Origin of the sequence: Corynebacterium silvaticum, assembly GCF_004382825.2 — a bacterium.
Taxonomy (GTDB): domain Bacteria; phylum Actinomycetota; class Actinomycetes; order Mycobacteriales; family Mycobacteriaceae; genus Corynebacterium; species Corynebacterium silvaticum.
The window spans coordinates 14,174-37,239 of record NZ_SDQO02000005.1 but is presented as its reverse complement, the minus strand read 5'-3'; the positions used below and the strand labels follow the sequence as shown (position 1 = coordinate 37,239).

Annotated in this window: 20 protein-coding genes, 3 tRNA genes and 1 pseudogene; 5 read left to right on the top strand and 19 right to left on the bottom strand. The window is 53.9% G+C overall.

Going from position 1 to position 23,066, the window contains the following annotated elements:
- Positions 1–4 precede the first annotated feature (4 nt).
- A complete protein-coding gene (gene leuC, locus ET810_RS11590) occupies positions 5–1,453 on the bottom strand; it encodes a 3-isopropylmalate dehydratase large subunit (RefSeq protein ID WP_087453855.1) in 1,449 nt (482 codons plus the stop codon).
- 77 nt (positions 1,454–1,530) lie between these two features.
- Here leuC and ET810_RS11585 point away from each other — a divergent pair, with 77 nt between their 5' ends.
- Positions 1,531–2,256: an IclR family transcriptional regulator gene (locus tag ET810_RS11585; RefSeq protein ID WP_087453854.1), complete on the top strand. Its 726-nt coding sequence runs from the start codon at positions 1,531–1,533 to the stop codon at positions 2,254–2,256.
- On the opposite strand, the gene ET810_RS11580 is transcribed toward ET810_RS11585, so the two are convergent.
- The gene (locus ET810_RS11580; protein WP_087453853.1) at positions 2,251–2,826 is read right to left on the bottom strand and encodes an HD domain-containing protein; all 576 of its coding nucleotides are present in this window, start codon (positions 2,824–2,826) and stop codon (positions 2,251–2,253) included. The genes ET810_RS11585 and ET810_RS11580 overlap by 6 nt on opposite strands.
- 95 nt (positions 2,827–2,921) lie before the next feature.
- Between ET810_RS11580 and bioB the strand changes: the two genes are divergently transcribed.
- Complete coding sequence (gene bioB / locus ET810_RS11575) at positions 2,922–3,929, top strand: biotin synthase BioB (RefSeq protein ID WP_134316284.1); 1,008 nt, start codon at positions 2,922–2,924, stop codon at positions 3,927–3,929.
- A 195-nt stretch (positions 3,930–4,124) separates the two neighbouring features.
- Here bioB and ET810_RS11570 read toward each other — a convergent pair whose 3' ends face one another.
- The 6 genes from ET810_RS11570 to ET810_RS11545 all read right to left on the bottom strand — a co-directional run bounded on the left by ET810_RS11570 (position 4,125) and on the right by ET810_RS11545 (position 9,713).
- Positions 4,125–5,615 (bottom strand): ABC transporter substrate-binding protein, encoded by a 1,491-nt coding sequence (locus ET810_RS11570; protein ID WP_225870130.1) that lies wholly within the window; start codon positions 5,613–5,615, stop codon positions 4,125–4,127.
- 145 nt (positions 5,616–5,760) lie between these two features.
- Positions 5,761–6,489 (bottom strand): ABC transporter ATP-binding protein, encoded by a 729-nt coding sequence (locus tag ET810_RS11565; protein WP_087453851.1) that lies wholly within the window; start codon positions 6,487–6,489, stop codon positions 5,761–5,763.
- Complete coding sequence (locus ET810_RS11560; protein WP_087453850.1) at positions 6,486–7,136, bottom strand: ABC transporter ATP-binding protein; 651 nt, start codon at positions 7,134–7,136, stop codon at positions 6,486–6,488. Before ET810_RS11560 ends, ET810_RS11565 begins: the two co-directional genes overlap by 4 nt.
- 45 nt (positions 7,137–7,181) lie before the next feature.
- Positions 7,182–7,943, bottom strand: coding sequence for an ABC transporter permease (locus ET810_RS11555; RefSeq protein ID WP_225870129.1), 762 nt, complete (start codon positions 7,941–7,943; stop codon positions 7,182–7,184).
- Between the two features lie 2 nt (positions 7,944–7,945).
- Positions 7,946–8,908: an ABC transporter permease gene (locus ET810_RS11550; protein WP_087453849.1), complete on the bottom strand. Its 963-nt coding sequence runs from the start codon at positions 8,906–8,908 to the stop codon at positions 7,946–7,948.
- Between the two features lie 64 nt (positions 8,909–8,972).
- Positions 8,973–9,713 (bottom strand): PIG-L deacetylase family protein, encoded by a 741-nt coding sequence (locus ET810_RS11545; protein ID WP_087453848.1) that lies wholly within the window; start codon positions 9,711–9,713, stop codon positions 8,973–8,975.
- Between the two features lie 294 nt (positions 9,714–10,007).
- On the opposite strand from ET810_RS11545, the gene ET810_RS12920 reads away from it, so the two are divergent.
- Both ET810_RS12920 and ET810_RS12915 read left to right on the top strand, forming a co-directional pair.
- Positions 10,008–10,829 carry an MFS transporter gene (locus ET810_RS12920; protein ID WP_225870128.1) on the top strand — a complete coding sequence of 274 codons (822 nt, stop codon included), beginning with the start codon at positions 10,008–10,010 and terminating at the stop codon, positions 10,827–10,829.
- A 14-nt stretch (positions 10,830–10,843) separates the two neighbouring features.
- Complete coding sequence (locus ET810_RS12915) at positions 10,844–11,332, top strand: hypothetical protein (protein WP_241657942.1); 489 nt, start codon at positions 10,844–10,846, stop codon at positions 11,330–11,332.
- 430 nt (positions 11,333–11,762) lie between these two features.
- On the opposite strand, the gene ET810_RS11535 is transcribed toward ET810_RS12915, so the two are convergent.
- From ET810_RS11535 to gltX, 6 genes are all read right to left on the bottom strand, one after another.
- Positions 11,763–11,838 (bottom strand) — tRNA-Glu (locus ET810_RS11535).
- 709 nt (positions 11,839–12,547) lie between these two features.
- A complete protein-coding gene (locus tag ET810_RS11530) occupies positions 12,548–13,957 on the bottom strand; it encodes a cutinase family protein (protein ID WP_134316285.1) in 1,410 nt (469 codons plus the stop codon).
- A gap of 254 nt (positions 13,958–14,211) precedes the next feature.
- Positions 14,212–14,284 (bottom strand) — tRNA-Glu (locus ET810_RS11525).
- Positions 14,285–14,317: 33 nt separating this feature from the next.
- Positions 14,318–14,389 (bottom strand) — tRNA-Gln (locus tag ET810_RS11520).
- Positions 14,390–14,491: 102 nt separating this feature from the next.
- Positions 14,492–15,625: a CE1 family esterase gene (locus ET810_RS11515; RefSeq protein ID WP_087453846.1), complete on the bottom strand. Its 1,134-nt coding sequence runs from the start codon at positions 15,623–15,625 to the stop codon at positions 14,492–14,494.
- A 268-nt stretch (positions 15,626–15,893) separates the two neighbouring features.
- On the bottom strand, positions 15,894–17,381 hold the full coding sequence (gene gltX, locus ET810_RS11510; RefSeq protein WP_087454872.1) for a glutamate--tRNA ligase: 1,488 nt from the start codon (positions 17,379–17,381) through the stop codon (positions 15,894–15,896).
- Positions 17,382–17,410: 29 nt separating this feature from the next.
- Here gltX and ET810_RS11505 point away from each other — a divergent pair, with 29 nt between their 5' ends.
- A complete protein-coding gene (locus ET810_RS11505) occupies positions 17,411–18,529 on the top strand; it encodes an isochorismate synthase (RefSeq protein WP_087453845.1) in 1,119 nt (372 codons plus the stop codon).
- Between the two features lie 15 nt (positions 18,530–18,544).
- On the opposite strand, the gene ET810_RS11500 is transcribed toward ET810_RS11505, so the two are convergent.
- The 5 genes and pseudogenes from ET810_RS11500 to ET810_RS11480 form a co-directional block, all read right to left on the bottom strand.
- Positions 18,545–19,204: a class I SAM-dependent methyltransferase gene (locus tag ET810_RS11500; RefSeq protein WP_087453844.1), complete on the bottom strand. Its 660-nt coding sequence runs from the start codon at positions 19,202–19,204 to the stop codon at positions 18,545–18,547.
- Between the two features lie 61 nt (positions 19,205–19,265).
- Positions 19,266–20,063 carry a fumarylacetoacetate hydrolase family protein gene (locus tag ET810_RS11495; RefSeq protein WP_134316289.1) on the bottom strand — a complete coding sequence of 266 codons (798 nt, stop codon included), beginning with the start codon at positions 20,061–20,063 and terminating at the stop codon, positions 19,266–19,268.
- Between the two features lie 108 nt (positions 20,064–20,171).
- Positions 20,172–20,510, bottom strand: a complete 339-nt coding sequence (locus ET810_RS11490) for a hypothetical protein (protein ID WP_134316286.1) — start codon at positions 20,508–20,510, stop codon at positions 20,172–20,174.
- A 62-nt stretch (positions 20,511–20,572) separates the two neighbouring features.
- Complete coding sequence (locus ET810_RS11485; RefSeq protein ID WP_225870126.1) at positions 20,573–21,184, bottom strand: 3'-5' exonuclease; 612 nt, start codon at positions 21,182–21,184, stop codon at positions 20,573–20,575.
- Positions 21,184–23,052: pseudogene (locus tag ET810_RS11480) on the bottom strand (putative nucleotidyltransferase substrate binding domain-containing protein). The gene ET810_RS11485 and the pseudogene ET810_RS11480 overlap by 1 nt, the downstream one beginning before the upstream one ends.
- Positions 23,053–23,066: the final 14 nt, after the last annotated feature.

Here is a 23,066-nt window from a genome sequence, read left to right as displayed (position 1 = left end):
TTGTTCACTCCTCGTCCAAGTCCGCTGGGCTAGCCAATGTCCCTTTAATAGCTGTTGCTGCTGCGACTGCTGGTGATACTAGATGCGTTCTTCCCTTAGGACCTTGGCGGCCCTCGAAGTTCCGGTTAGAAGTAGAGGCAGAGCGTTCGCCAGGCGCCAGTTGATCCGGGTTCATGCCTAGGCACATGGAGCACCCTGCTGAGCGCCACTCAGCACCGGCAGCGATAAAGATCTTGTCTAGTCCTTCTGCTTCTGCCTGTTGCTTAATCATGGTTGAGGAAGGAACCACGAGCATCCGTACCGAATCCGCGATGGTGCGACCAGCAAGAATTTCTGCGGCTGTGCGCAGGTCTTCCATACGCGCATTGGTGCAGGAACCAAGAAATACTGTGTCGATCGCAATATCTCTTAACGGTGTCCCTGGGGTCAGCCCCATATAATCCAGCGCTTTGTGCGCGGCGGCTTTCTCGCTATCGCCAGCAAAGTCTTCAGGCGACGGGACGTTTTCACTGAGCGGAAGCCCCTGACCTGGGTTTGTTCCCCAGGTGATAAAGGGGGTGATTGCCGAGCCGTCGATGTCCACCACGGTGTCAAAAACAGCACCCTCGTCTGTAGGCAACGTCTTCCAATACTCCACCGCCTGATCCCAGTCCTGTCCTTGTGGGGCAAGCTCTCGACCTTTGATGTAGTCAAAAGTGATCTGGTCGGGTGCGATCATGCCTGCGCGCGCGCCGGCCTCAATGGACATATTGCACATTGTCATGCGTGCTTCCATGGACAGTTTCTCGATGGCCTCACCGCGATATTCAATAACGTGGCCTTGTCCCCCGCCCGTCCCAATCTTGGCGATGATCGCCAAGATGAGGTCCTTGGCAGAAACCCCAGGCTGCAATTCCCCAGAGACGTTGATCGCCATGGTTTTAAAGGGTTTGAGGGAAAGCGTTTGGGTGGCCATCACGTGCTCCACCTCTGAAGTGCCAATGCCAAAGGCCATAGCACCAAAAGCGCCGTGAGTGGAGGTGTGGGAATCGCCGCAGACAATAGTCATTCCGGGTTGAGTCGCCCCCAGCTGAGGCCCCACCTGGTGGACGATGCCCTGCTGCGCGTCCCCCATGGCATGAAGACGAACACCGAATTCCGCACAATTCTTACGCAGTGTTTCCACCTGTGTGCGAGAAACCAGGTCATTGATTTCTAGCAATGACCCTGCCGCAATGCCTTCCGTGGGAACGTTGTGGTCCTCGGTGGCAAGGTGCAGCTCAGGATGCCGCATTGTGCGCCCAGCCATGCGTAGGCCGTCAAAAGCTTGGGGTGAGGTGACCTCGTGTAGGAGTTGCAGGTCAATGAAGATAAGATCAGGTTGGTCGCCCTCGCCGCGCGAGATGACATGGTCACGCCACACTTTTTCTGCAAGGGTTAACTTCTCTTCTTTCGATACCACGGGGCTGGTCATGGATCGAATCACCTCTTTACATAATCAATTCCATACTCAAGGATGAATCCCATGAAATGGAATGCTAGTATCGTGTCATGGGAAAGATTAACATAGATCCAGCCGCCACAAGCGGCATTAAGGTTCTCGACCGCGCAGTAACCATAATGCTGACCGTTGCGGAGCGCCCCCTCTCTCTAACAGAGCTATGCGAGGCCACCGATCTACCCCGAGCCACCGCTCACCGTTTAGCCACAGCACTGGAAACGCACAATATCCTCACGCGCACTTCCGACGGAAAATGGACAATCGGCGCCGTGCTCACTTCCCTTGGGGCAGGAAGCTCCACCAAGCTTATCGACGTCGCCGCCCCCATCATGGCGCACCTCATGAACGTCACAGGCGAATCGGTACAGCTCTACCAACTCGCTGGAGCAACCCGCGTGTGCATTGCTGCGCAAGAACCCGCTATCGGACTCCAAAACACCGTCCCGGTAGGAACACGACTCCCCCTGACCGCGGGTTCCGCAGCGAAAGTCTTCCTCGCTTATTCCTCCCCCACACTACGCGAGGCCATGCTAGACGCGGGAGCGCAATTTACCGCAGAAGACCTCGAAGAAGCCCGCAGCAACGGCTGGGCCGAGTCGATTAGCGAACGCGAAGTTGGCCTGGCCAGCATCTCCGCCCCAGTCTTTGATAGCGAAGGCCTGTTTATCGCGGCGCTATCCATTTCCGGCCCCACCGAGCGACTACGCCCCGCACCATCAACGCTCTGGGCGCGCGACCTTGTTCTCGCGGCCCAACGACTATCAGAATCTCTATAAAGCTCCGAGCTTTTCCACCATAATCCCCATCTGCCGCAGCACAGGATTATCTTCCCCTAAGCGATCAGCAAGCACACCATACACACTTGCATACCACCATTGCTGACGTTCTTTCCCTGCATTAAAGCGCTCCCACAGCACATCCCCTAACGCATCATAATCGTGCAGTATGGAGGCAAGGTTATGAGACTTATCCGCAGCACATACGCATAGAGCCGCCTCGGAAGCGGAGCGAAGATGCTGCAGGTAGGCGTCGCTACGCTCCTGCCAGGAAGACAGCGACTCATCCTTGGTCACCTCCCCCACAATTTCCAAGACTCGTGGGCCAAAAGTCTCCTCGATCTGTCCTTCCGAGAACTCGTCCGGCGCATCTTCGAGGACGTCGTGAAGCAAGCAAGCTATAAGGATGTCCTCATCGTCCGTCATGGCGCTGGCGATATTCATCACCGCGAAAACATGAGAAACGTACGGAATAGCAGTTCCTTTGCGGTACTGATTCCTGTGGGCCATCGCCGCGACGTTTATCGCATTGATGAGGCGCGGGGAAAGGGCTAATTGTGCGTGTGTCATGCTTCCATCCTAACGGTAGCAAGGGCACCCAAAGCGCTATATGCCACAATCAATTTGCCCTACCAAGCGCAGCCAACAGTGGTTAAATCACATTCATGACCACCACATTGAACGATGTTCAAAACTTAAAAGAACGCGTACTCGCAGGTGAAATCATCGACCGCGACACCACCCTCGCGCTTCTCGACGCACCCCTCGATGAGCTCGCCCAAGCCGCCGATGACATCCGCCAACACTTCTGCGGCAACGGCTTTGACATGTGTTCCATCATCAACGCCAAAAGCGGACGATGCCCAGAAAATTGCACCTTCTGCGCCCAAAGCATCCGCTTTCCCAACATTGAAATAGACAAATACCCGCTCATCACCGTCGACGAGCTGCTTGCACAGGCCAAAGAAAACAAAGAAAAGGGAGTACTCCGCTTCTCCATCGTCACATCAGGTCGGAAATTACGACGCGATGAAGTAGAGCATATCTGCGAAGGCGTGCGTCGAATCCGCACAGAAATAGGCATCGAAGTCTACATTTCCGCAGGACTTCTCACCGAAGAACAATTCACCTTGCTGCATAACGCAGGTGTAAGCCGCGTTCACTGCAACCTAGAAACATCACGCAACAACTTCCCCAACATCTGCACATCCCACACCTTTGAAGACAAAATAGAGACGCTAGAAGCCGCCAAGCGCGCCGGGATGAGTCTCTGCTCCGGCGGCATTCTAGGCTTAGGCGAGACCTTTGAAGACCGCATCGATATGGTCATCTCTGCCCGAGAACTCGGCGTAAAATCCATACCCGTCAACGTCCTGGTAGCCATCGAAGGAACCCCGCTCCAAGGGATGGTTCCCGTGACACCAGAAGAAGTACGCCGCGCAGTAGCAATCTTCCGGTTCCTCTGCCCTGACGCCGCAATCCGGCTCGCCGGCGGACGCGAATTACTTGGCGATCACGGCGAAGCCTGCTTTACCTCCGGCGCCAACTCAGCCATCAGCGGAGACATGCTCACCACCACCACTGGCTCTACCATTGCCAGCGACTTGGCGCTGGTCAAGAAGCTGGGGTTTGATGTGGCGCTGGATCATGACAATCGTACTGTGAACGGATAGCGCCCTCACTTTGTCGTTTTTGAGAACGCTAGCAGCTACAAGCGCTGAAAAACCCAGGAGGCAAATTCTAGCGTTCTCAAAAACGACAATTTCTTCCTACCGGCCCCTCAATATCACGCGGTTTGAGCAAGAAAGCCGATGCTCTTGTTAAGGAGCACCGGCTTTCTCTGATTCTTAGGCCTATCAGGGGTGTGATTACTTCTCTAAGAACGAGGAAACGTTGATAATGCCTTCACCTTTTTGGAAGACAAAGCCATCATAAATAGTGGTATTATGCACGGTAATCAGTTGTCCGTAAGCATAAGGCCGCGCAATGATGGTCTCTGCGTATATCTTCTCTAGTTCCTTGACCAGGCTTTCCTTTTCTTCTTTTGACCCGGACTTCACGTAAGCATCAGCACGTTGGTCAAACGTGGGATTCTTATACTTGCCAAGGTTAAAGTCTCCCAGCGTTGGGTCTGATGCACCCATCTGGACGATCGTCGATGCTCTCAATTGCGTTGGCCCCGACCACCCAAAGATCGTCATTTGGTAGTTAGGCTCTTGGGAGACGTCAAAGCCAGGCCATACATGCTCGTCAAGGGTGTCTGAGTCCATGGATTTTACGCGGACATCGAGACCAATTTTTGCCAGTTGCTGCGCAATGGTTTGTGCTGCGGCGAGCCGCAAGGCAGATTCTGAAGAAAGAAGCTCGATGTTAAAGGGCTTGCCGTCTTTGTTTGTGCGGAAATCGCCCTCACGCTTATATCCAAGTTTGTCGAGCATTTTTTCTGCCTTGGCGGTATCAAACTCATATTTGAGCGACGTATCTGCCCACGGCGAATGTGGTGAGTAAAAGCCCGCGGTGGGATGGTCGGCATGCCCCAGATAGACCCGCTCGATGAGCGCGTCCTCGTCTATGGCAAGGCTGATGGTCTGGCGGAATTCCACGTCTTTAAAAGGCCCCACGCTTGTATTCATGTAGATCATGTCATTTCCAAACCCTGGCCCGCTGGTTACTTTGAGGCTTTTCTCTTTCTCAAAAGTTTCGGCGAGCTCTGGCGCTAGGGCGGAGAATGCTGTCAAATATTCTCCCGATTTTAGACCCTGGTGGATGGCGGCGGAATCGGTGATGATCGGCATATTCAGCGTGCCGATTGCGGGTTTCCCTAGGAAGAATTCGTCATTAGCGGTAAGCACGTACTTCTGCCCTGGGACGTATTCGGTCAGTGAGTAGATGCCAGTGCCCACATGTTCGGTGACTTCATTAGCCTTTTTGTCTTCAAAGACATGCTTGGCAATGATCGGCATATCCGTCAGTACTTCCTCAACAAAGTAAGGATTTGAGTCGGCCAGGGTGAAGGTCACGTGGTTTCCGTCGACATCCATGGAGGAAATCCGGTTCGCAATGTTCTTCCAGCGAGCTCTGTCGCTGCCTTTGGCATAGTTGAAGGTGAATGCTACGGCTACGTCTTCAGGCGTTAGTTTCTTCCCGTCATGCCAGCGCACTTTATCGCGGACCTCGATGGTGTACTTGGTGTAGTCACCATTGACTTCATATGACTTTGCTAGGTGCGGCTGAACTTGTGCATCCTTATCCACGCTAAAGAGCGCGTCATACACTAGACGCAGGGCGGTAAGCCCGGGGTTTCCCGTGACATAGCTGTAGGGATTAAGCGAGTTTTCATCTCGGTGAATAGGGATCACCGCGCTTGCGACCTTATGCCCCGACGCTGTGTTGGTCGAGGGTGAAGCCCCTTGAGTAGTACAAAGCGGCGAAGCTCAAAGCCATCACTGCCGCACATAGAAGGGAGAAGACTCTCCGCATAAATTTTCCTTTCAAAAATGCCCACTACCTGGACATATTGAGGTGACGCACATAGGCGGCAAGATCATTCGCCGCACAATCCATCTCCCGAACGTACGGTAGTTGACTAGTTGTTAAATCGTTGTTGTCCGTGATGTGTTCGATCATCTTCCCCTGACGCATCACAACGGTTGAATCTGCTATCCCTTGTGCAAAGGCAAGGTCATGCGTGACCACCACAACCGCAGCGTCGTGCTTCATCTCCGCAATTATTTCGCCGATTCTTTGGGTGTTTATGGGGTCCACCATCGATGTTGGCTCGTCCATCACGATGAGATCTGGTTGCATAAGAACGGCGCGTGCGATGTTGATCCGTTGTAGTTGTCCTCCTGATAACTCGTGGGGCCGACGCTGCGCTAAAGCTGAAAAATCCAGGCCTAGGCGAGAAAAAACCGAGTCGATACGGCGAGCGTCGATGCGTTTTTTCGCAAGCTTGAACGGTTCCGCCATGCTCTGCTCTATGGTGAGCAGAGGGCTTAAAGACGTATAAGAGTCCTGCAGAACAAGCGCAGCCTGTTGTGCAGGAAAGACGCGCCCTGCGGTGGGCTTTATCAGGCCCAACAAGACGTTGATCAGAGTTGTTTTGCCACTTCCGCTTTCACCCACGATGCACGCAACATGGCCCGTGGGGAAATCGAGAGACACGTCCGAAACACCGATCGTCTTTCCATAGCGCTTGGTAATCCGCTCAATACGGATGGGACAGGTACTCATTGGCCCTCCTCAAGGGAGACAACAGAATCCACCAAAGCACTCATAATCCGCGGATCGTGAGAAACGAGGATCGCTGATAATCCCAGATGTTTTCTCAGCCTGTCCAGGGGAGCCACGATATGTGCTTCCACCAGCACGTCGAGACCTGTCGTTGCCTCATCAAGCACGACCATCCGGGGGTTGCAGGCCAGGGCGAGTGCGATGCAGACGCGTTGCCGCATCCCTCCTGAAAGTTCGTGAGGAAACTGTTCCGCAACGTTTGGGGCAAGCTCGACGACGTCGAGAAGCTCGCAAATACGTCGGTGCGAAAAATCTACGTTGTTTGCTTTGCAGGTTTCTTCAATGGTGGTTCCGATGCGAAACGACGGATTCAACGATGACATTGAAGACTGAGGAACAAGCGAAATATCACGCCACCACCGATGCGCTCCCATCGGCGTGCCAGAAAACAGGATTGTCCCCTCGACGCTCGTTCCGGCTGGGAGATTGCCAAAAATTGAGCGAATGATCGTTGCTTTTCCGCTTCCGGAGCTTCCCATAAGGCCCACGAACTCGCCTTCTCTTACCTTGAGGTCAAAGTCTTTGACCACCGGTTTTACCGCTCCCGGATACGTGACTGAGAGGCTACTGACATCAAGCAATAGCATAAGACAACCTCGCATCTGAGCGTTCTTCAATCTTGTAGGCCAACATCATGAGTGAAAACTCACCGCGATGATGCACATGACCGCAGGGAGTGCCCAATAAACCCAGGTACCAGTGGCGAAAGCGTGTCGGGCTTGGGCGTGGTGCAGGATTGTTCCCCACGATGTGGTGGTGAGGGCACCGATTCCCAGAAAAGCGAGCGTGGATTCTGTCAAAATAGTCGACTTAAACCTCAAGACATAGCGATAGACGAGCATGGGTGCGAGTTCTTGTAGAACGTGAACTCGCAAAATATAGAGGTCAGATGCCCCCATCGCGCGGATTGTTCGGATGTATCCGCGTCGTTTAATGTCAACGACTTCACCGCGCACAAGACGGAGAAGATAAGGCCAGCTCATGACTGTGAGGGCAAAGACCATCGACCAAAAACCTCCCTGCATGATCGCGGCAAGGAGCAGTATCGCCGGAAGCGCAGGGACAGCCATGAAGAACTCAGCTACTCGCATGATCGCAAAATCAGTAGCGCCTCCGCGAAGACCCGCAATCGCCCCTCCTACAAAAGCGGTCGTGAGCGTGATCAAACTAGCCACAGTCGCAATGGCTAGTGAGTGCCGGGTTCCCATAATCAACTCCGACAGGATGTCTTCTCCCAGGTGGTTCAAGCCGAGCCAGTGCTTGGCACTCGGTGCGCTAAAAGGGCGGCCTTGCTGCGCGGAGGGGTCATAAGGCGCAAGGGCTGGCGCGAAGATCGCAACGATTACAAGAATCGCAATAATAACGAGGGGCCACCAAGATCTGAGAAATTTCATGGTTATACCTCCGCCCCGATGTTGACTCGGTAGTACAAACGATCCGATAGGTAGCTGCTGGCCAACACCAAAAGCGAGATTGCAAGAAAACTCGACTGTATGAGCGGATAGTCCCGGTTGAACACTGCCTCAGTCATAACCTGGCCGAGACCGGGATAAGAGAAGACCGACTCCACAACAAGAGAGCCGGAAAAGAGATAGCCCACGTCGATCATGAAGATAGTAAATACCTGGGTTAAAACATTGCGCGTGATATACCACCGACGCACGCGGTCCTCGCTGATATTGCGTAACCGCGCAAGTTCAACATAGCTGTTGTTGATAACGCGCAATGTTCCCTGGCGCATTGCAATGAAGTACGTGGCAATCGTGCCAAACACCATCGCTAGGAGTGGGAGGGTTAGGTGGTGGGCAACATCCACGACCCATGCGATTCCCGAGTGTTTGTGCCACAGGTCTACTGCCCCTCCTAGCGGGAACAGGCGCCACTTAGCAGCAAACAGCGAAAGCAGCACAATACATACCCAGAAAATAGGAATCGAGCTCATCAAAGCTGCCCCGACAACATAGCGACGGTCTTTCCCCTCGCCTCTCTTGAGCGCGGAACGACGTTCCAGCCGCGCACCGATGAAGGTGGAGAGAAGCAAGTTTGCGCTGGCTAGAAGCAGTGTCCACGGTGCCGCACGTAACAGGATCGCGGTTATGGACTCTTTTTTGGCAAAAGACGTTCCCCAATTGAGCGTGAAAAAATCGCGGATGTAGAGGAAAAACTGTTGCCACAACGGTTTATCCAGCCCGTATGCCGATAGCAGGTTCATCCGGTCTGCTGCGGTTAATTCGCCCACGGCATCACCCGCGACGTGCTTGAGCGGAGAGCCGGGCATGAACCGGGGCAGGGCAAAATTCACGATGAGCAACGCGATAAACACGAGTGCGTAGAAGTATGCGCTTCGATTTCGATGCATCGACGGTGGCTTTTCAGGCTCGCGAATGGCGGTGTGGGCGCAGGGACTGGGCGATCTGCATGCGCTATAGGTGATCGACGTGGAACATGCCTACCTTGCGATATGCCTCGGCAAACGCAAAGTGACCATGACCCAAAGAACCGTTGTTCAAGTAAAGGGCACTATTGAACTCGCGCAGGGATTTCTTGCCCCGCTCAAGGTTATCCATCGTGGCCCAGCCAGGAACAATTTTTTCCATGGTTTCCGAACCGTGGTAGTGATCATAGTGCTGCGCAGAGAATTCCAGCTGCGATTCTAAAAGGTCGAGCGCTCCCTGTTTTTCCTCCCACACATCTGAAATGGACACGATGGTGCTGGGTGAATCAGGACTCATAAAATAGACCTCAGGCAGCGCCACGGGATCACCGAGTTCGATCCGCCATTGGCGAGCTGACAGCGCAATCGAGTCCAAAATCAAGTTCATTGCTTCACGACGATCCGGATCAAAATCCTCGACGGAGTGCTCGGGATCCTGCGTAATCAACACCTCAGGAGCCGCTGCTCGTATCGCCTTAACGATCTCAGCATTATGGGCCACGTCATTTTGTATTTCGCCCAGTACAAAGCCAAGATACTCAACCGAAATTTTAAGTTTTTCGCACGCCGCGGTGACCCCTGGGCGCATCTCCTCACCGCACAACATAATTGCGGCGCTCGACTGGCCGCCCCTATTCGCGTTTTTAAGAAGCGCACCTCCCACTTCCACAGCTTCCATTCCGTATACGCCTAGCAGCATGATCCGTTTGCCAGCTGGAGTGGTTGCCATGGTGAGGTCTCCTTGGTTATGGCCAAATATTGTCGAGCATTACGCGCCAATCATGAATCTAGATTCGTAATAACGTCTTAACGCTCTAATAAACAATTGAATGTTTACAAAGTATGGTGATTTTTCCTACTTTTTGCTGTTCTCTTGGCATGTTTGGGGTTCGCATCGGGGGTGTGTCATGACGGGTGTTTGCGCTACCCCCTGCAAATATCTAAAACTCTACGAACATCGACGCTTGCGGTAGATTAACGTTCATCGTTCAGTCCTCCTCATATCGTCGTTCACGCATATGCTATGACTAGTAAACGTGGTGATCTCTACTTAATGACTACTGAAGCCAGATCACAACATTCGGCGGGCAAGAACAAACTTCCGTCTGGCTTCGCCCGACTATGGGCGGGCGAGACTTTGTCTTCAACAGGAATGCAAATCACCGCCATTGCTGTACCAATCATGGTGATTGCTGCACTGGAAGCCAGTGCCTCCCAAGTGACGCTCATCAGCATGGCCGAGTCACTCGCGGTTATTTTGTTCGGTTTCCTCGGCGGGAGCGTTGCCGATTTGCCAAACCGCCGTCGCCTGCTAATAAGCCTCAATATAACTAGGGCTGCGGTGATCATGGTGATACCAGCCGCGTTCCTCGTAGGATACGAGTCACTGGAATTAGTCCTGCTAGTCGTGTTCTTCACTGCTGAACTGGGAGTCCTTTTCGATAGCACCATGTCTGGCTATATCCGCGACTTGGTTCCCACACCGCTTCTAGTGCGGGCCAATGGGTACATGCAGGCGACACAATCCACCGGTGAAGTCGGTGGCCCTAGCCTTGCCGGCGCGCTCGTCTCAGTAGTGACAGCACCGCTCGCGATCACCGTTAACGCGTTCTCTTATCTCGCGTCAGCGCTTTGCATCGCATTCACCACCCCGACAAGCACCCACAGACCTAAACAACCCAAAAATCAGCGAACCAATGCCAGCACCTACTCTACATTCCGAGAAGCGGTAACCTCGGGAATCACCTTGGTATGGAAAACTCCGGTGGTCCGCGCTACCACCGTGAGTGCCACTCACTTCAACTTTTCACCAGTATGTTCTTCGCTCTTTACCTGTTCCACCTAGTTTCAACGCTACGGTTGTCTCCTTTCATCTTGGGGATCGTCTTCACGGGTGGCGGTATCGGTGGCGTCATCGCAGGGTTATTTGTGTCTCGAATCAGCTCGCGTTTGTCGACCTATACCTTATTGATAGCAACCTTCGGGATCCCCGGGTTAGCAGCGGCTGTAGTGGCAAGAATCGGTGTGCAAAACTTCGGTTCTATTACGCTTTTGGTCATCGCATCGGCTGTGTGGTCATTCTGCGTTGTGGTGAATATGTCTCTGTGCGAGTCCATCAAGCAGGTCGCCGTTAAATCTGAACAGATAGGGCGAACAACTGCCGCAGTCCGAGCGATCAGCTGGGGAGTTGAGCTTCTCGGTGCAGCAACAGCGTGGCTGCTGACGTCACAGTTCGCAGCTAGCCCTACTACAGTCATGACCTGGGCTGTCCTCGGCTTATTATCTTCTGGAATCTGGGTACTCTACTCCCGTTCCCATATCAACCGATATGATGTCCGGGTGACTTAAAACATTTGTTGGTGAACTCGAATCACTAGTTGATGCGGTTTTCCATCGCGTCGTGTTTCTCAGTAGTGACCAACTAGCCTTTCTTATGCTCAAAGATGCAAGGGCTACCATTCATCATCGATGCCCAAGGTATCCATGCGTCCACGAAAAACTAGTGGAATACTCGCTGGCTAGAAAAACCTCATGGAGACTTTTTCTCGAAAATTATCTGAATATCTCGTTCAATAATTCCCCGACCGCTTTTACCAATAATCAGTTTTCCCTGCTACTGGCTTTGCGGTTCTCAGATCCCATAGCCTGCATAACCATAGACAAAGAGCACTAAAACCACAGAAAATACCGCCAATGTCTATGGTTATGCAGGCACGTGTACTCCATTGCGCCCCAGCACAACAAAAACCACCCAAAGCACTGAGCTTTGGGCGGTAAGTGGTACCCCGTACGGGATTTGAACCCGTGTTACCGGCGTGAGAGGCCGGCGTCCTAGGCCGCTAGACGAACGGGGCAAGTCGTTCATCGCAAGCTTTCGCTGCGGACTCATAAGATATTAAGTGCAACTGCCATGAACTAGCAAATCGGCACGTAGATGGCCAGAAATCACAATCCCCACCGCCTGGAAAGACGGTGGGGACCCTTCTTGAGTAGATTAATCGTTTCAGCCCTAGGGGCTCTTCCTTATCAATCTTGAGGAACGCTCGAATCTCATCGACATGTAATGCGAAAGTTTCGTAAGCCGGCATCTCGCCGCTTCGTCCGCGTAACCCTGAAGGGGAAGTATGTCGGGATTGGCTAATACCTCTTGAAACTAAGGGACGTTACCGCTCCAGTAGTTCTTAGTAGCTCCGGCTTCACGCATCCCTGGCGCTTAGAAGTCCGGATTAGGGCACTGCCGGCGTTGAAAGAGCTGCCGACGCGGTAACCGGAATGTTCTGCTGATTCACTTGCTGCCACGCAACCTCCTTTGCTGGCTCGACTAGCGTGAGCTGTCGACCATAAAGGCCAGTCCCTAAGGAGGCTTTAGATTCCTAGCAGCGTCTTTTTATTTCCTCTAGGATCTTCACCCTTAAAGTTGTGACCTAATCGGTCTGACACCTCACAGTCTAGGCGGGTCACACCTCATTGTGAAGCACTTTTGCTTAATTTCCTCAAATGCCCAGCTCAATAGGATTTTATAAGCACTGTCCTCGATCAACATTACGGGGACAGCGCCCTTTATCAGAGGTCAAAATACTCCCATATGTCACGCGTCATCTTGCTGCGCTCTCCAAAAATCTTTTTGGTCAGCCACCAGATTGGCGCTCCCACTTTCTGGAGAAGCCCCATGCGCGCAGTCTGAGGAATTTCCGGCAACGCTGGCCCGCCCAGATGCGCCGCTACCACTTTGGACATATCGGTTTGGATCCAGTCATCTACCCGCTGCCCCTGGATGGTGGTAGGTGTGCTGCTATCGCCGGTATAAGAGACGTGCCTGGAAGTCACACCAAGCGCCAGGGAGGTTTCTGCAAGCCCAATTTTGCTGTGCAGCGAGCTGACAATATTGATGAGGCGATCCATGGCCATGTTGCCAGTCAGATGTTCTTGGGTAATGCCGAAGATCTTCGTGCTATCCAGGTAACGCATCACACTTGAGGTTTCCTCGGCTACGATTTCCAAGGCATTGCGCTGGGCGTCGTTAAGCCACGTGTTGCGCGATGCCGCGTAGAAGCCGTCGCGGACTGGTTGTGGCTCCCCGTAATAGAATCCAGAGAGGATCTGGCCAAGGTAAGGCCCCACGGAGATGACAAAGCTACCGTCTTTGAACATCGAACCCAAAGAAACGCTAGGACGGTCGTAGTTAATCTCTTTGCCCTCTTTGATAGCCCATTGAGCTACCGCAGCCAGTGCACCATTGGGGATCACGCTGCACACCGGGTCGCCCGAGCTGCACACGGAACGAACTTTTCCGGGCAGGTTACTAAAGGCACCAGCAGGGCGTGGGCTAGCGATACCCACCGAGCCAGGGTCTGGGAGACCATAGTTCGTGTCAACCATGATCGCCCCATTTTCCGTCACTCTGCCGGAGTAACCGGTGGTCATGGTAGCGCTATTAGCTGTTATGCGCGACCGACCGGGATCCGCTAGGAGGTATGAGGCGAGAAGTTTTTCCGCAGTCACGCCTTTAATCTCACCGCGAGAAATGCGCTCAGTGATCGCCCCGGCGATATCCGCGCCCTGGGAGTATCCGGCCAAGATAAAGGACGTTCCTGGGCAAGCGGCAGCGACTTCTTCAACGTGCTTATGCAATGTGTCCACGCCACCCCGGTAGGAGTCGCCGTAAGTTAAAAAGCGATCGAATCCGGTTTTGCTTCCGCCACCGACAACACCGATTGAGGAGTAATACGGGGTTTGCCACACGCGCACATCCGAATGCAGACGGGCAACGTGCTTGGCAAAGTTTGTTCCGCCGAAGCTGAGGATGTCTTGGGGGTCATCCAAGGGGCTTGAGTTTCCCGATCCCCCAGTTACCGCGATCTCTATCCTCGGACACTGCGCCGGTTGCGCCCCCGCTACCGGTATTCCCACAATAGTGCTGCCAGCGCATGCAACTGCCACCAGGCCAAGATAACGCTTTATCCCACCACCCATAAGCGACCTATTCCTCCCTGCATCTTCACATCAATCTCAAACCACTTGGAATGTGCCCACATAAAGTGAACGGATAGGAAAAAACTCCTTTACGTTAAGCAAATATATACCTTTAGCCTGGATTGTTTGAAGACTTACCCGAAAATTCCCCAAAAAAACGCCCGCAACCATGCAAAATCTGTCACGCCCCACCTAATAGGTGGCTAAAACATGAAAAAACCACCTAAAGCTCAATGCTTTGGGTGGTCATTTTGTACCCCGTACGGGATTTGAACCCGTGTTACCGGCGTGAGAGGCCGGCGTCCTAGGCCGCTAGACGAACGGGGCATAGAACTTTCTATCAGAAGCGATTTCTCGCTGCTGGCCTACCAGGACTCGAACCTAGAATGACGGTACCAGAAACCGTAGTGTTGCCAATTACACCATAGGCCATCGCTTAACAGCTCGGTTTGCTTCCCAACACCTTACTGTGCAACGGGAACTAATATAACCACAACCACTAGAAGTGCACAAATCTGGTGGTCATAGCCCTTTTTATAAATGCTGCCGGCTCAAAAAGTTCCATGCAGCGGTAGAAGCATTGGGGGCCTGGTTCCATACGTGGCCTTGACCCAGCACCCGCATGTGTTCGGTCTCGGCAGCGCATCCGTTAAATATTTCGATCTCCACATCCCCGACCTTGAGCTGCGTCGGCTTTTCCGGCAGGCAGCCATTGCGTTGCGAGACAGTGGCAAGGTAGTGCGGAACGGAGTGATACGGGACGCCATGGCGATGTCCACCTTCATAAGCCACCACATGGTCAACCGTGCCATGTATATCCAGCGTAGGCACCGGCTTCCCCTTACATCCTGCGGTAACCGGAAGATAGTACGCGGATGAGACGCTCACTATTCCGGCAAAGACATCAGGAGCATGGCACCCGAGGATCGCAGCCATTCCCCCGCCGTTAGACATACCCGCGGCATACACGCGGGTGCGGTCGATAAGATAATCGCGGTCGATGGCTTCAAGGATCTGTTTAACAAACGCTATGTCTTCCCCAGGAGCGGCAACGGAATAGGGAGCGCCTTCCCAAGAGTTTTCACTCCCAGCGGGGAACACTACTAACGCATCGTTTCCTGCGTCTCCTTCGGAGAATTTGGATTCACGAGCAAAGTGCTCAGGGTCTACCCGCCATCCCGCAAACGCAAACAAGACTGGAGAGGGTGCCGGCCGCTCCGGCCTGTAGTTTTTCCCCACGTGTAAGAGATACCTACGGCGAACGCCATTAGCGGCTGTGATCTCTATATTGCGCATCTGCCCCGGTAGAACGGACGGGTGCGGGTTATACGTGGAGTCAAAAGGATAAGGGCCGGAAAAGACAGGCACTGTTTCCGCCGCACCGCCGTAGGGTGCAGCAGCACTCTGAGCAGGAGCATCGTTAGCCTGTGGAATGGCGGGAGTTTGCCTCACCACACTTTTGCTCACCAACGTAGGGTTCGCTTCAACATCACTAATCAAAGACACCGGCACAGCAAGACAGCCGATAAGGGCGGCTGAGGCGACTGCTATCGTCACGCGACGATCCCGCGTCAGAGCCCTCCACGCGCGCCTTTGGGCCGTGGGCCGTGCATGGCGCGGCCTATAACCTTCGGTGTGCGAGGCTTTCTCGCCGAATCCAAATATCACAAAGATTTACTTTAACTGCTTTATCGGCATTTTCAACGGTACATTCATTTACGGCGCGTCTCATTCACCATAAATCGCAAGGCCAATCTTATAAGTCCACCCTGTTCCCTATAGACCATGGTTATGCATCAACTTTTATGAGGATGCAAACCCCCGAACCAACAACTAAAACAGCAGCTTAACCTGCCTGCATAATTGTCGGTTCGGGGGTTTTCTCGTTCTAAGTTCCATCGAACCTACTGGGCACTACGCCCACCGAGCTACTGCCCTACTGGGCCGAGTAAGGCGTCACCTTCAGAACAGCACGCAAGCGGTTAAGCGTGGACTCACGTCCCAAAAGCTCCATCGACTCGAACAGTGGCGGCGAGATAGCCTGACCGGAGACTCCCACGCGCAATGCACCATAGGCAACGCGTGGTTTGAGCTCTAGATCCTCGATGAGAGCCTTCTGCAACGCGGCCTCGATACCAGGAGTGGTCCACTCGTCAAGGGCTTCCAGAGCCGCAATGCCAGCTTCCAGTGGCTGCACAGCGGTCTCTTTGAGATTCTTCTTTGCGGATTTCTCATCAAGTACGAGGTCTTCATCCGCGGTATCGAGGAATTTCAGAAGCGCATAGGCGTCGCCAAGCATCTTGATGCGGGTCTGCACCAAGTCGGCGGCGATAGCAAACTTCTCCTCTGGGTAACCGGCAGAGAAATCCGTGTACTCCGTGAGGTAGTCGCGCAGGCGCTGTTTGAAGTCTTCTGGGGCCAGCAGTCGGATGTGGTCGGCGTTAATGGCCTCAAGCTTCTTCTGATCAAAACGAGCTGGGTTAGCCAAAACGTTCTTCACATCAAAGTTGGCAACGAGCTCGTCTACAGAGAAAATGTCCTTCTCCGACGACAGCGACCAACCAAGCAGCGCGAGGTAGTTCATCATGCCTTCAGGGATGATGCCGGCATCTCGGTGGTTGAACAGGTTCGACTGCGGATCGCGCTTGGATAGCTTCTTGTTGCCCTCACCCATCACAAAGGGAAGATGTCCAAACTCAGGAGTCTTCTCCGCCACTCCGATTGCCTTCAGCGCCTCATACAGCGCCAACTGCCTAGGGGTTGAGGGAAGCAGATCCTCGCCGCGAAGAACGTGCGTGATGCCCATGAGGGCATCGTCAACCGGGTTGACCAGCGTGTAGAGCGGTGCCCCATTGGAGCGGGCCACTACGTAGTCGGGCTGGGTAGCGGCTTTAAACTCGATCTCGCCGCGCACCAGGTCATTCCACTTCCAGTCCTGATCTGGCATGCGCAAGCGCCAGACCGGCTGGCGGCCCTCGGCCTCAAAAGCGGCGATTTGTTCTTCGGTGAGGGTGCGGTCGTAGTTATCGTAGCCAAGCTTGGGGTCCTCACCCTTGGCGCGATGACGTTCTTCTACCTCCGCGGCTGTGGAATACGCGGGATACACAAAACCTGCGGCTTTAAGCTTTTCCAGCACCTCAGCATAAATATCCATGCGCTGGCTCTGGCGGTATGGCTCGTGTGGTCCACCGACCACTACGCCTTCATCCCAATCCATCCCAAGCCACGTCAGGGAGTCAATGATTGCTTGATAAGACTCTTCAGAATCACGGGCTGCATCTGTGTCTTCGATGCGGAATACAAGCTTGCCGCCGGTGTGACGGGCCTGTGCCCAGTTGAACAAGGCTGTGCGCACCATACCCACGTGTGGAGTTCCTGTGGGTGATGGGCAAAAACGTACGCGTACTTCAGACATGTCTTTCATCGTAGACCAGTGCACTAGACTGGTTTGTCATGTGTGCCCACCGCCCCTCAACTGCGCCCGACTTTTTGTTGTCACGTGCCCATGGTTCCATCCGAACCCAAGGTGCTCAGAAAACCTTCTCCGACCCCTGGGAAGCCATAGAAGCGCTACACAACGGCACCGCAGATCTTGTGGTGGGTGCCCTACCCTTTCGCCGCGATCACGCGTGCGCGCTGACTGTGCCGGAAACGGTTATCCGGGAAGAAGGGCCACTAGAGCCGCATGCGTATTATCGCCACGGTGAGGGCAGCGTTTTGCACGCCCATCTCGATGCTCTGGTACCCGAATTAGACGAGCACCGGGATCGCGTCATCGCAGCGATTGAGACGCTCAAAGCAAGCACGTTAGAAAAAGTCGTCTTGGCACGAGCAGTGGATATGCGTTTTGATCCCCCCGTGGATCCACGCCTGATAGCTGCACGTTTGATCGATCTCTCCCAGAATCGCGATGGATTCATCGCAGACCTCTCTCCTGCTGGCGAAGACTTTGTGGGCGCAATGCTTGTGGGGTCTTCCCCGGAAGTACTGATTAAAAAACAGGGGTCAACGATTTCCGCATACCCATTAGCCGGTTCGGCTCCCCGCAGCGCAGATAAGCTTCTCGACGCCCGCGCGGGGGAAGAACTACGCCGTTCCCCGAAAGATCTCGCCGAACATTCCTACGTTGTTGATCACCTGCGCACACTGCTCGCGCCTTTGTGTTCTTCCCTTGACATCCCCCAGTACCCAGAGCTCACGCGGACTAACGAGATGTGGCACCTAGCTACCCCCGTCGTGGGCACGCTCAAAGACCCTGCGATGACCGCACTAGAGCTCGCGTTGGTCGTGCATCCTACTCCTGCTATCTGCGGCACGCCGACAGACGCAGCCGAAGAAATTATCGGAATTGCTGAGGGCGACCGCCGCTTTTATTCCGGAGCCGTGGGATGGTCCGACGCAGCCGGCGACGGTGAATACATGGTCGCCATCCGGTGCGCGGAGGTCAACGGAAGCGGAACCGCCGCACGGGCGTGGGCCGGCGGCGGCATCATCGCAGATTCCGACGCAGATGCAGAGGTCGAAGAGACCTCCGCAAAGCTGCGCACCATCATGCGAGCACTCGGACTCTAGCTCTGATTAAGAGTCCTACTTAAGGCGTGCGACGAGCACGTTATCAAGGGTATGCCCATGACCAAGTCCGGTAGCCACATGACGCTCACGGGACTCGTTGATCACGATTGTCCACTGCGACGCTGGCAGCATTTCTGCGATGCGTGAGGGGAAGAGATAGTCCTTTAGCACGTCGGGGCTCTGGTGCCCCGTAGCGATCATCTCTTCAAGATCGTGGTGCACGAGAACAAGGTAGCCGCCTGGGGCCACCAAGCTGGTAATCGCTGCAAGCCCCTCATCCCCCTTCACAGGAATATAGAAGCCGGTAACTAAGCCGTAGCGCTCCTGCAACGCCTGTGCAGTGTCAGAAATATCGGGTAGCTTTGCCACCTCAAAATCCGCAGCGATCCCGCGTTCCGTTGCCGCAGCTACGGCACGAGAAATAGCAATCTCCGACGGGTCCACCCCCACGGCTTTCCAGCCATGCTCTGCCAACCACACAACATCCGCGCCCTCGCCACAGCCAACATCAAGGCTCTGAGAAGCTGCGGAGTTCAGATCCAGCTCCTGAATCACCGCCACTAATGAGCTATTAGGGTTACCCGACCACACCGGTCCTGCTGAATCTGTATAAATATCATCCTCTGGATGCTTAGGAGGGGCATCGTGATGTGAATGGTGGTGTTCAGTAGTCATATGCAAAAGCTACCGCACTGGCGAGTGCCGTGCAGTAGCTTTTTTACAACGAGGCTTCCTGTTATGCCCGCTCTACAGGGTTGCCAAGGCTTCCCAGTCCTGGGATTTCTACCTCGATAAAGTCGCCTGGGACCATCTCCGCAGTACCTGCTGGCGATCCGGTGCAGATCACATCACCTGGTAGAAGAGTGAAAGAAGCCGTGATGAACTCTATGATCTCACCCAGGTTCATAATCATCTGATCAGAGTTGGAATCCTGCTTAGTTTCCGTCACTCCATCATGTGTGAGGTGAGCTTTGATCGGAAGATTGGTGGTGTCAATAGAATCTAGGTCTGTTTCAATCCACGGCCCAAGCGGCGCAAAAGTGTCGATTCCTTTAGCGCGTGCCCACTGGCCGTCTGCAAATTGGAGATCGCGGGAAGAAACATCGTTAATGATGGTGAACCCAAGAACGACAGACTTCCAGTCTTCCTTCTTAACATTTTTGCAAGGCTTGCCGATCACCATAGCGAGCTCGCCCTCAAACTCCACCTTGGTGGCAAACTCCGGAATCTTAATGGGCACACCCGGACCAATGACGGCGGTCGGCGGCTTGAGGAACAGCGTAGGAGGAAGATGCTCTGCGCTCTTTTGGAAAACCTCTTTAACGTGATCCGCATAATTGCGACCAATAGCCACGATCTTGGACGGAAGCATAGGGGCCAACACCCGCACGTTTTCTAGTTTCCACTCCCGACCCTTCTTTTTCGGCTCGGTAAACGGAGTGCCTTCAATTTCTTTGCACACAGTTTCTGCACCGTCGCCCTCGACAACGCAGAAGCACATGCCATCTGGGGTAGCTATTCGTCCAAAACGCATAGCAAAGATAGTACTCACTTAGTCGATTTTCCCACCACCACGGTTTTTCTGGGGTAGCGCGTGAGGTGCTGACTCCCGACGAGCGTCATAAGCTGGCGGCACGCACTTTTACATACTGTCAACCAAATTTTTCGCCTCAAGCAGGCCTAAGCCTGGGTACCAGATCCGCGCCTTTTTCACAGCCTTAACCGTCTGGCCAGTAGCTTTTAACGCCCGAAGCTCATCAAGTTGCGCCTCAGAAAACTCCCTCAGCTCCCCGCCCGTTGTCCGTTTCAGTTTTTTATCTGAAATAATTTTGAGGACGGACCCCGCAATAAACAGTATGCCCCCAACCACACCTATCCACGTGATAAGAAGATTCTCACCATAGTAAAAATTATGTCCAATCATGAACAGCAGATAGACATAACACAAGACGAGGCACGCGCGATAAAGGTAGGTCTTCATGATTCCACTTTACGTGTCCCCGGTAGTTATACTCACAAAAATTTTATTATTTTATAGAGACGTTATCCGTTCAGCGCCAGATAAAGCTCCGCGCACGCTAACGCGTCTGTCAGCGCATTGTGGCTGCGGTAATGGGGTAATCCATATCTATTGCGTACTCGCGCAAGCCTTAAGTCTTCTCCCCGAGGATACGTGCCCATGCGTTCCATATGTCTACGCTCTAACTCCATGGTGTCCACGTATGGTACCCGCAGCGGCGCTCCGAAGTGCCGACGGCAAGCAGCATCCCCAAAGCGCACTTCTATGGGGGCAAAGTGGGCAAGGAGTACGCGCCCACGGAGGGCGTCGAGAAGCATACCCACCGCGCTCTGTTCGCTCACCCCTTCCTCCAACATCGCGTCCGTAATGTTGTGGAGAGCCGCGGACTTGCCCACAGAATCCCTGTCTAAATTTTCCGGCCTAATCAACACATGTCCAGCACCTGCGAGTTGTATTTTTCCATCATCGATGGGCACCCAACCGATGGAAAGGATTCGTCCCTCCGTAGGAAGGAGCGCAGTCGTTTCCATGTCTACTGCCAAGAGCCGGGTGTGATCGTTTTTCTCCGGAAGCTCCTGATAGACCTGCGCCAACGGCCCCTGGGCTTTGCGGATGGCGTTACTCCCCCACCACATCACATGCTCCGGGTGGGATATTTAGTGCTCAACGCCTGCTGCATCCCCTTGATGATGTGGAAGGCATCGCGCACATGCTCACGATCCATCTTTCCTAGCTGCTCCGGGTCCACGTGATAGCTTGGTGCATTGCCCACGCGGAGATCCGTTGCCTGATGATCAAACGTAATGGTGTTAAGCACGTCAAAAGCATCCAACAGGTCATGTGCGCCTTTTCAGACACAGCCCCAAGACCCGCCGCAGCATTCAGCCTCTGACGAGTGTCCAACGCATCTGTCCCACACGTCAACGCATACAAACGTGCCATCTGAACAATCGCGTGAATCCCTCCCTTTTTGATGTCCAGGGTATGGGCATAGTCACCGCCGCGTTCCACCACAAAGCCACGGAAAAAACCTAATGGCGGTTCTCGTCGTGAAGCAACCGTTGCAAGGTGGGCATGGAAACGCCTCACAGAACGCGCCTGATCCAGGGAGCTGGCCCGGACGTTGGAGTACAAGGACTCATCGCCATGCACGAGCCTCATGTCAAAGAAGGTCTGCGCAAACATGAGAGCCTCTGGCTCAGGTGCAGTAATCCACGAGGTAAAGGTAGATATCCACTCGCTTTCGGTGAGTCGCCACTGTGGGTTAAATGCCATCATGTCTCCAGGGCAAAGCACCTGACCGGCGAGGGCTAGGCCTTGACACACCCGGTTAGCGAGCACCGTGAAATACTCACCGTGTTCTTCCGGATTGAACGCATTGGACAGAATAAGGGCGTTATCTTGATCTGAGGCAAAACCCAATTCTTTGCGGCCTTGGAAACCCACCACAACAAACGCATAAGGAACGGGAGGCGGCCCAAGTTCTTCTTCTGCAAGGCTCAGCAATCGACGCGCCACTGCATCCGCCGAGTGAGAGAGCAGAGCCGATACTTCCTCCGGGCGCGCTGAACGCTCCACAAAACGTGCTGCTACGTCCTTGCTACGAGCGAAGACCTCTGCGAGTTCTTCCGCAGAGCTGCGCCTGGAAATATCCGCGGTGATGTAAATGGGATCATTGCGCAACAGCCGCATGATGTCGGGAGAACTGACGATTCCCACAAGCGGCTTATGAGGCTGTGTTTGTATCACACACAGGGAGATGATGGATGCCGTGTTCCGCCATAATCATCATCGCCTCAAACGCTGGCGTTGTAGTGGCCGCCGTTATGGGGTTCAGGGTCATTATCCCCTACACCGGCATATTTACGTCCACATCATCCGCGACGACTTTACTGCGCAGGTCGCGGTCAGTCACGATTCCGCAGATGTCCTCATCAGTAGCAATAACCAGGGAAGACACATTTTTATCCCGCATCGCACGAGCCGCAGACTGAATAGATTCCGTCGGATGCAACGTGGCGGGCTGGGTGGTCATAAAATCCCCCAGCCGCGCCCGCAGCGATTGAGAGCCGTCATTGTTGCGCACCTGTTCAGCCGCTGCACGCATCCGAGTTGACTGGCTGGAAAAGAAACGCGTGAAACTAGCATCCTTCTCAGCGACAGCGAGGAAATCCGCACGAGTAATAGTGATCAGGAGGGAGTCTTCCACTGCGATCATCGAATAACGATTCCGGTTCTCTCCGAGAATCGTGGAGTAGCCAAAAGAGCGTCCGGCCTCTCTCCTATCCAGGAGCACTCCGTTTTCATCGGTTATGTCCACTGCACCGCTGCGGATCACCCAACACAAATCATTGGGTTCTCCGCAGCGTAAGATAACCGAGCCACGTTTGCAGTAGCGTATCTCGGCAGAGCGTGTAAGCAGCGCACGCGATTCCGCAGGAAGCTGGGCGTAAGGCGCATTTTCTGCAAGGAAATGTTGCACCTCGTCTAGTTCGACGGTCATGAAGCGAATCATAT

Bases quoted from the DNA above. Each gene is read 5' to 3' on its own strand.
- leuC (WP_087453855.1), bottom strand. From the start codon at position 1,453: ATGACCAGCCCCGTGGTATCGAAAGAAGAGAAGTTAACCCTTGCAGAA.
- ET810_RS11585 (WP_087453854.1), top strand. From the start codon at position 1,531: ATGGGAAAGATTAACATAGATCCAGCCGCCACAAGCGGCATTAAGGTT.
- ET810_RS11580 (WP_087453853.1), bottom strand. From the start codon at position 2,826: ATGACACACGCACAATTAGCCCTTTCCCCGCGCCTCATCAATGCGATA.
- bioB (WP_134316284.1), top strand. From the start codon at position 2,922: ATGACCACCACATTGAACGATGTTCAAAACTTAAAAGAACGCGTACTC.
- ET810_RS11565 (WP_087453851.1), bottom strand. From the start codon at position 6,489: ATGAGTACCTGTCCCATCCGTATTGAGCGGATTACCAAGCGCTATGGA.
- ET810_RS11560 (WP_087453850.1), bottom strand. From the start codon at position 7,136: ATGCTATTGCTTGATGTCAGTAGCCTCTCAGTCACGTATCCGGGAGCG.
- ET810_RS11555 (WP_225870129.1), bottom strand. From the start codon at position 7,943: ATGAAATTTCTCAGATCTTGGTGGCCCCTCGTTATTATTGCGATTCTT.
- ET810_RS11550 (WP_087453849.1), bottom strand. From the start codon at position 8,908: ATGCATCGAAATCGAAGCGCATACTTCTACGCACTCGTGTTTATCGCG.
- ET810_RS11545 (WP_087453848.1), bottom strand. From the start codon at position 9,713: ATGGCAACCACTCCAGCTGGCAAACGGATCATGCTGCTAGGCGTATAC.
- ET810_RS12920 (WP_225870128.1), top strand. From the start codon at position 10,008: ATGACTAGTAAACGTGGTGATCTCTACTTAATGACTACTGAAGCCAGA.
- ET810_RS11530 (WP_134316285.1), bottom strand. From the start codon at position 13,957: ATGGGTGGTGGGATAAAGCGTTATCTTGGCCTGGTGGCAGTTGCATGC.
- gltX (WP_087454872.1), bottom strand. From the start codon at position 17,381: ATGAAAGACATGTCTGAAGTACGCGTACGTTTTTGCCCATCACCCACA.
- ET810_RS11505 (WP_087453845.1), top strand. From the start codon at position 17,411: ATGTGTGCCCACCGCCCCTCAACTGCGCCCGACTTTTTGTTGTCACGT.
- ET810_RS11500 (WP_087453844.1), bottom strand. From the start codon at position 19,204: ATGACTACTGAACACCACCATTCACATCACGATGCCCCTCCTAAGCAT.
- ET810_RS11495 (WP_134316289.1), bottom strand. From the start codon at position 20,063: ATGCGTTTTGGACGAATAGCTACCCCAGATGGCATGTGCTTCTGCGTT.
- ET810_RS11490 (WP_134316286.1), bottom strand. From the start codon at position 20,510: ATGAAGACCTACCTTTATCGCGCGTGCCTCGTCTTGTGTTATGTCTAT.
- ET810_RS11485 (WP_225870126.1), bottom strand. From the start codon at position 21,184: ATGTGGTGGGGGAGTAACGCCATCCGCAAAGCCCAGGGGCCGTTGGCG.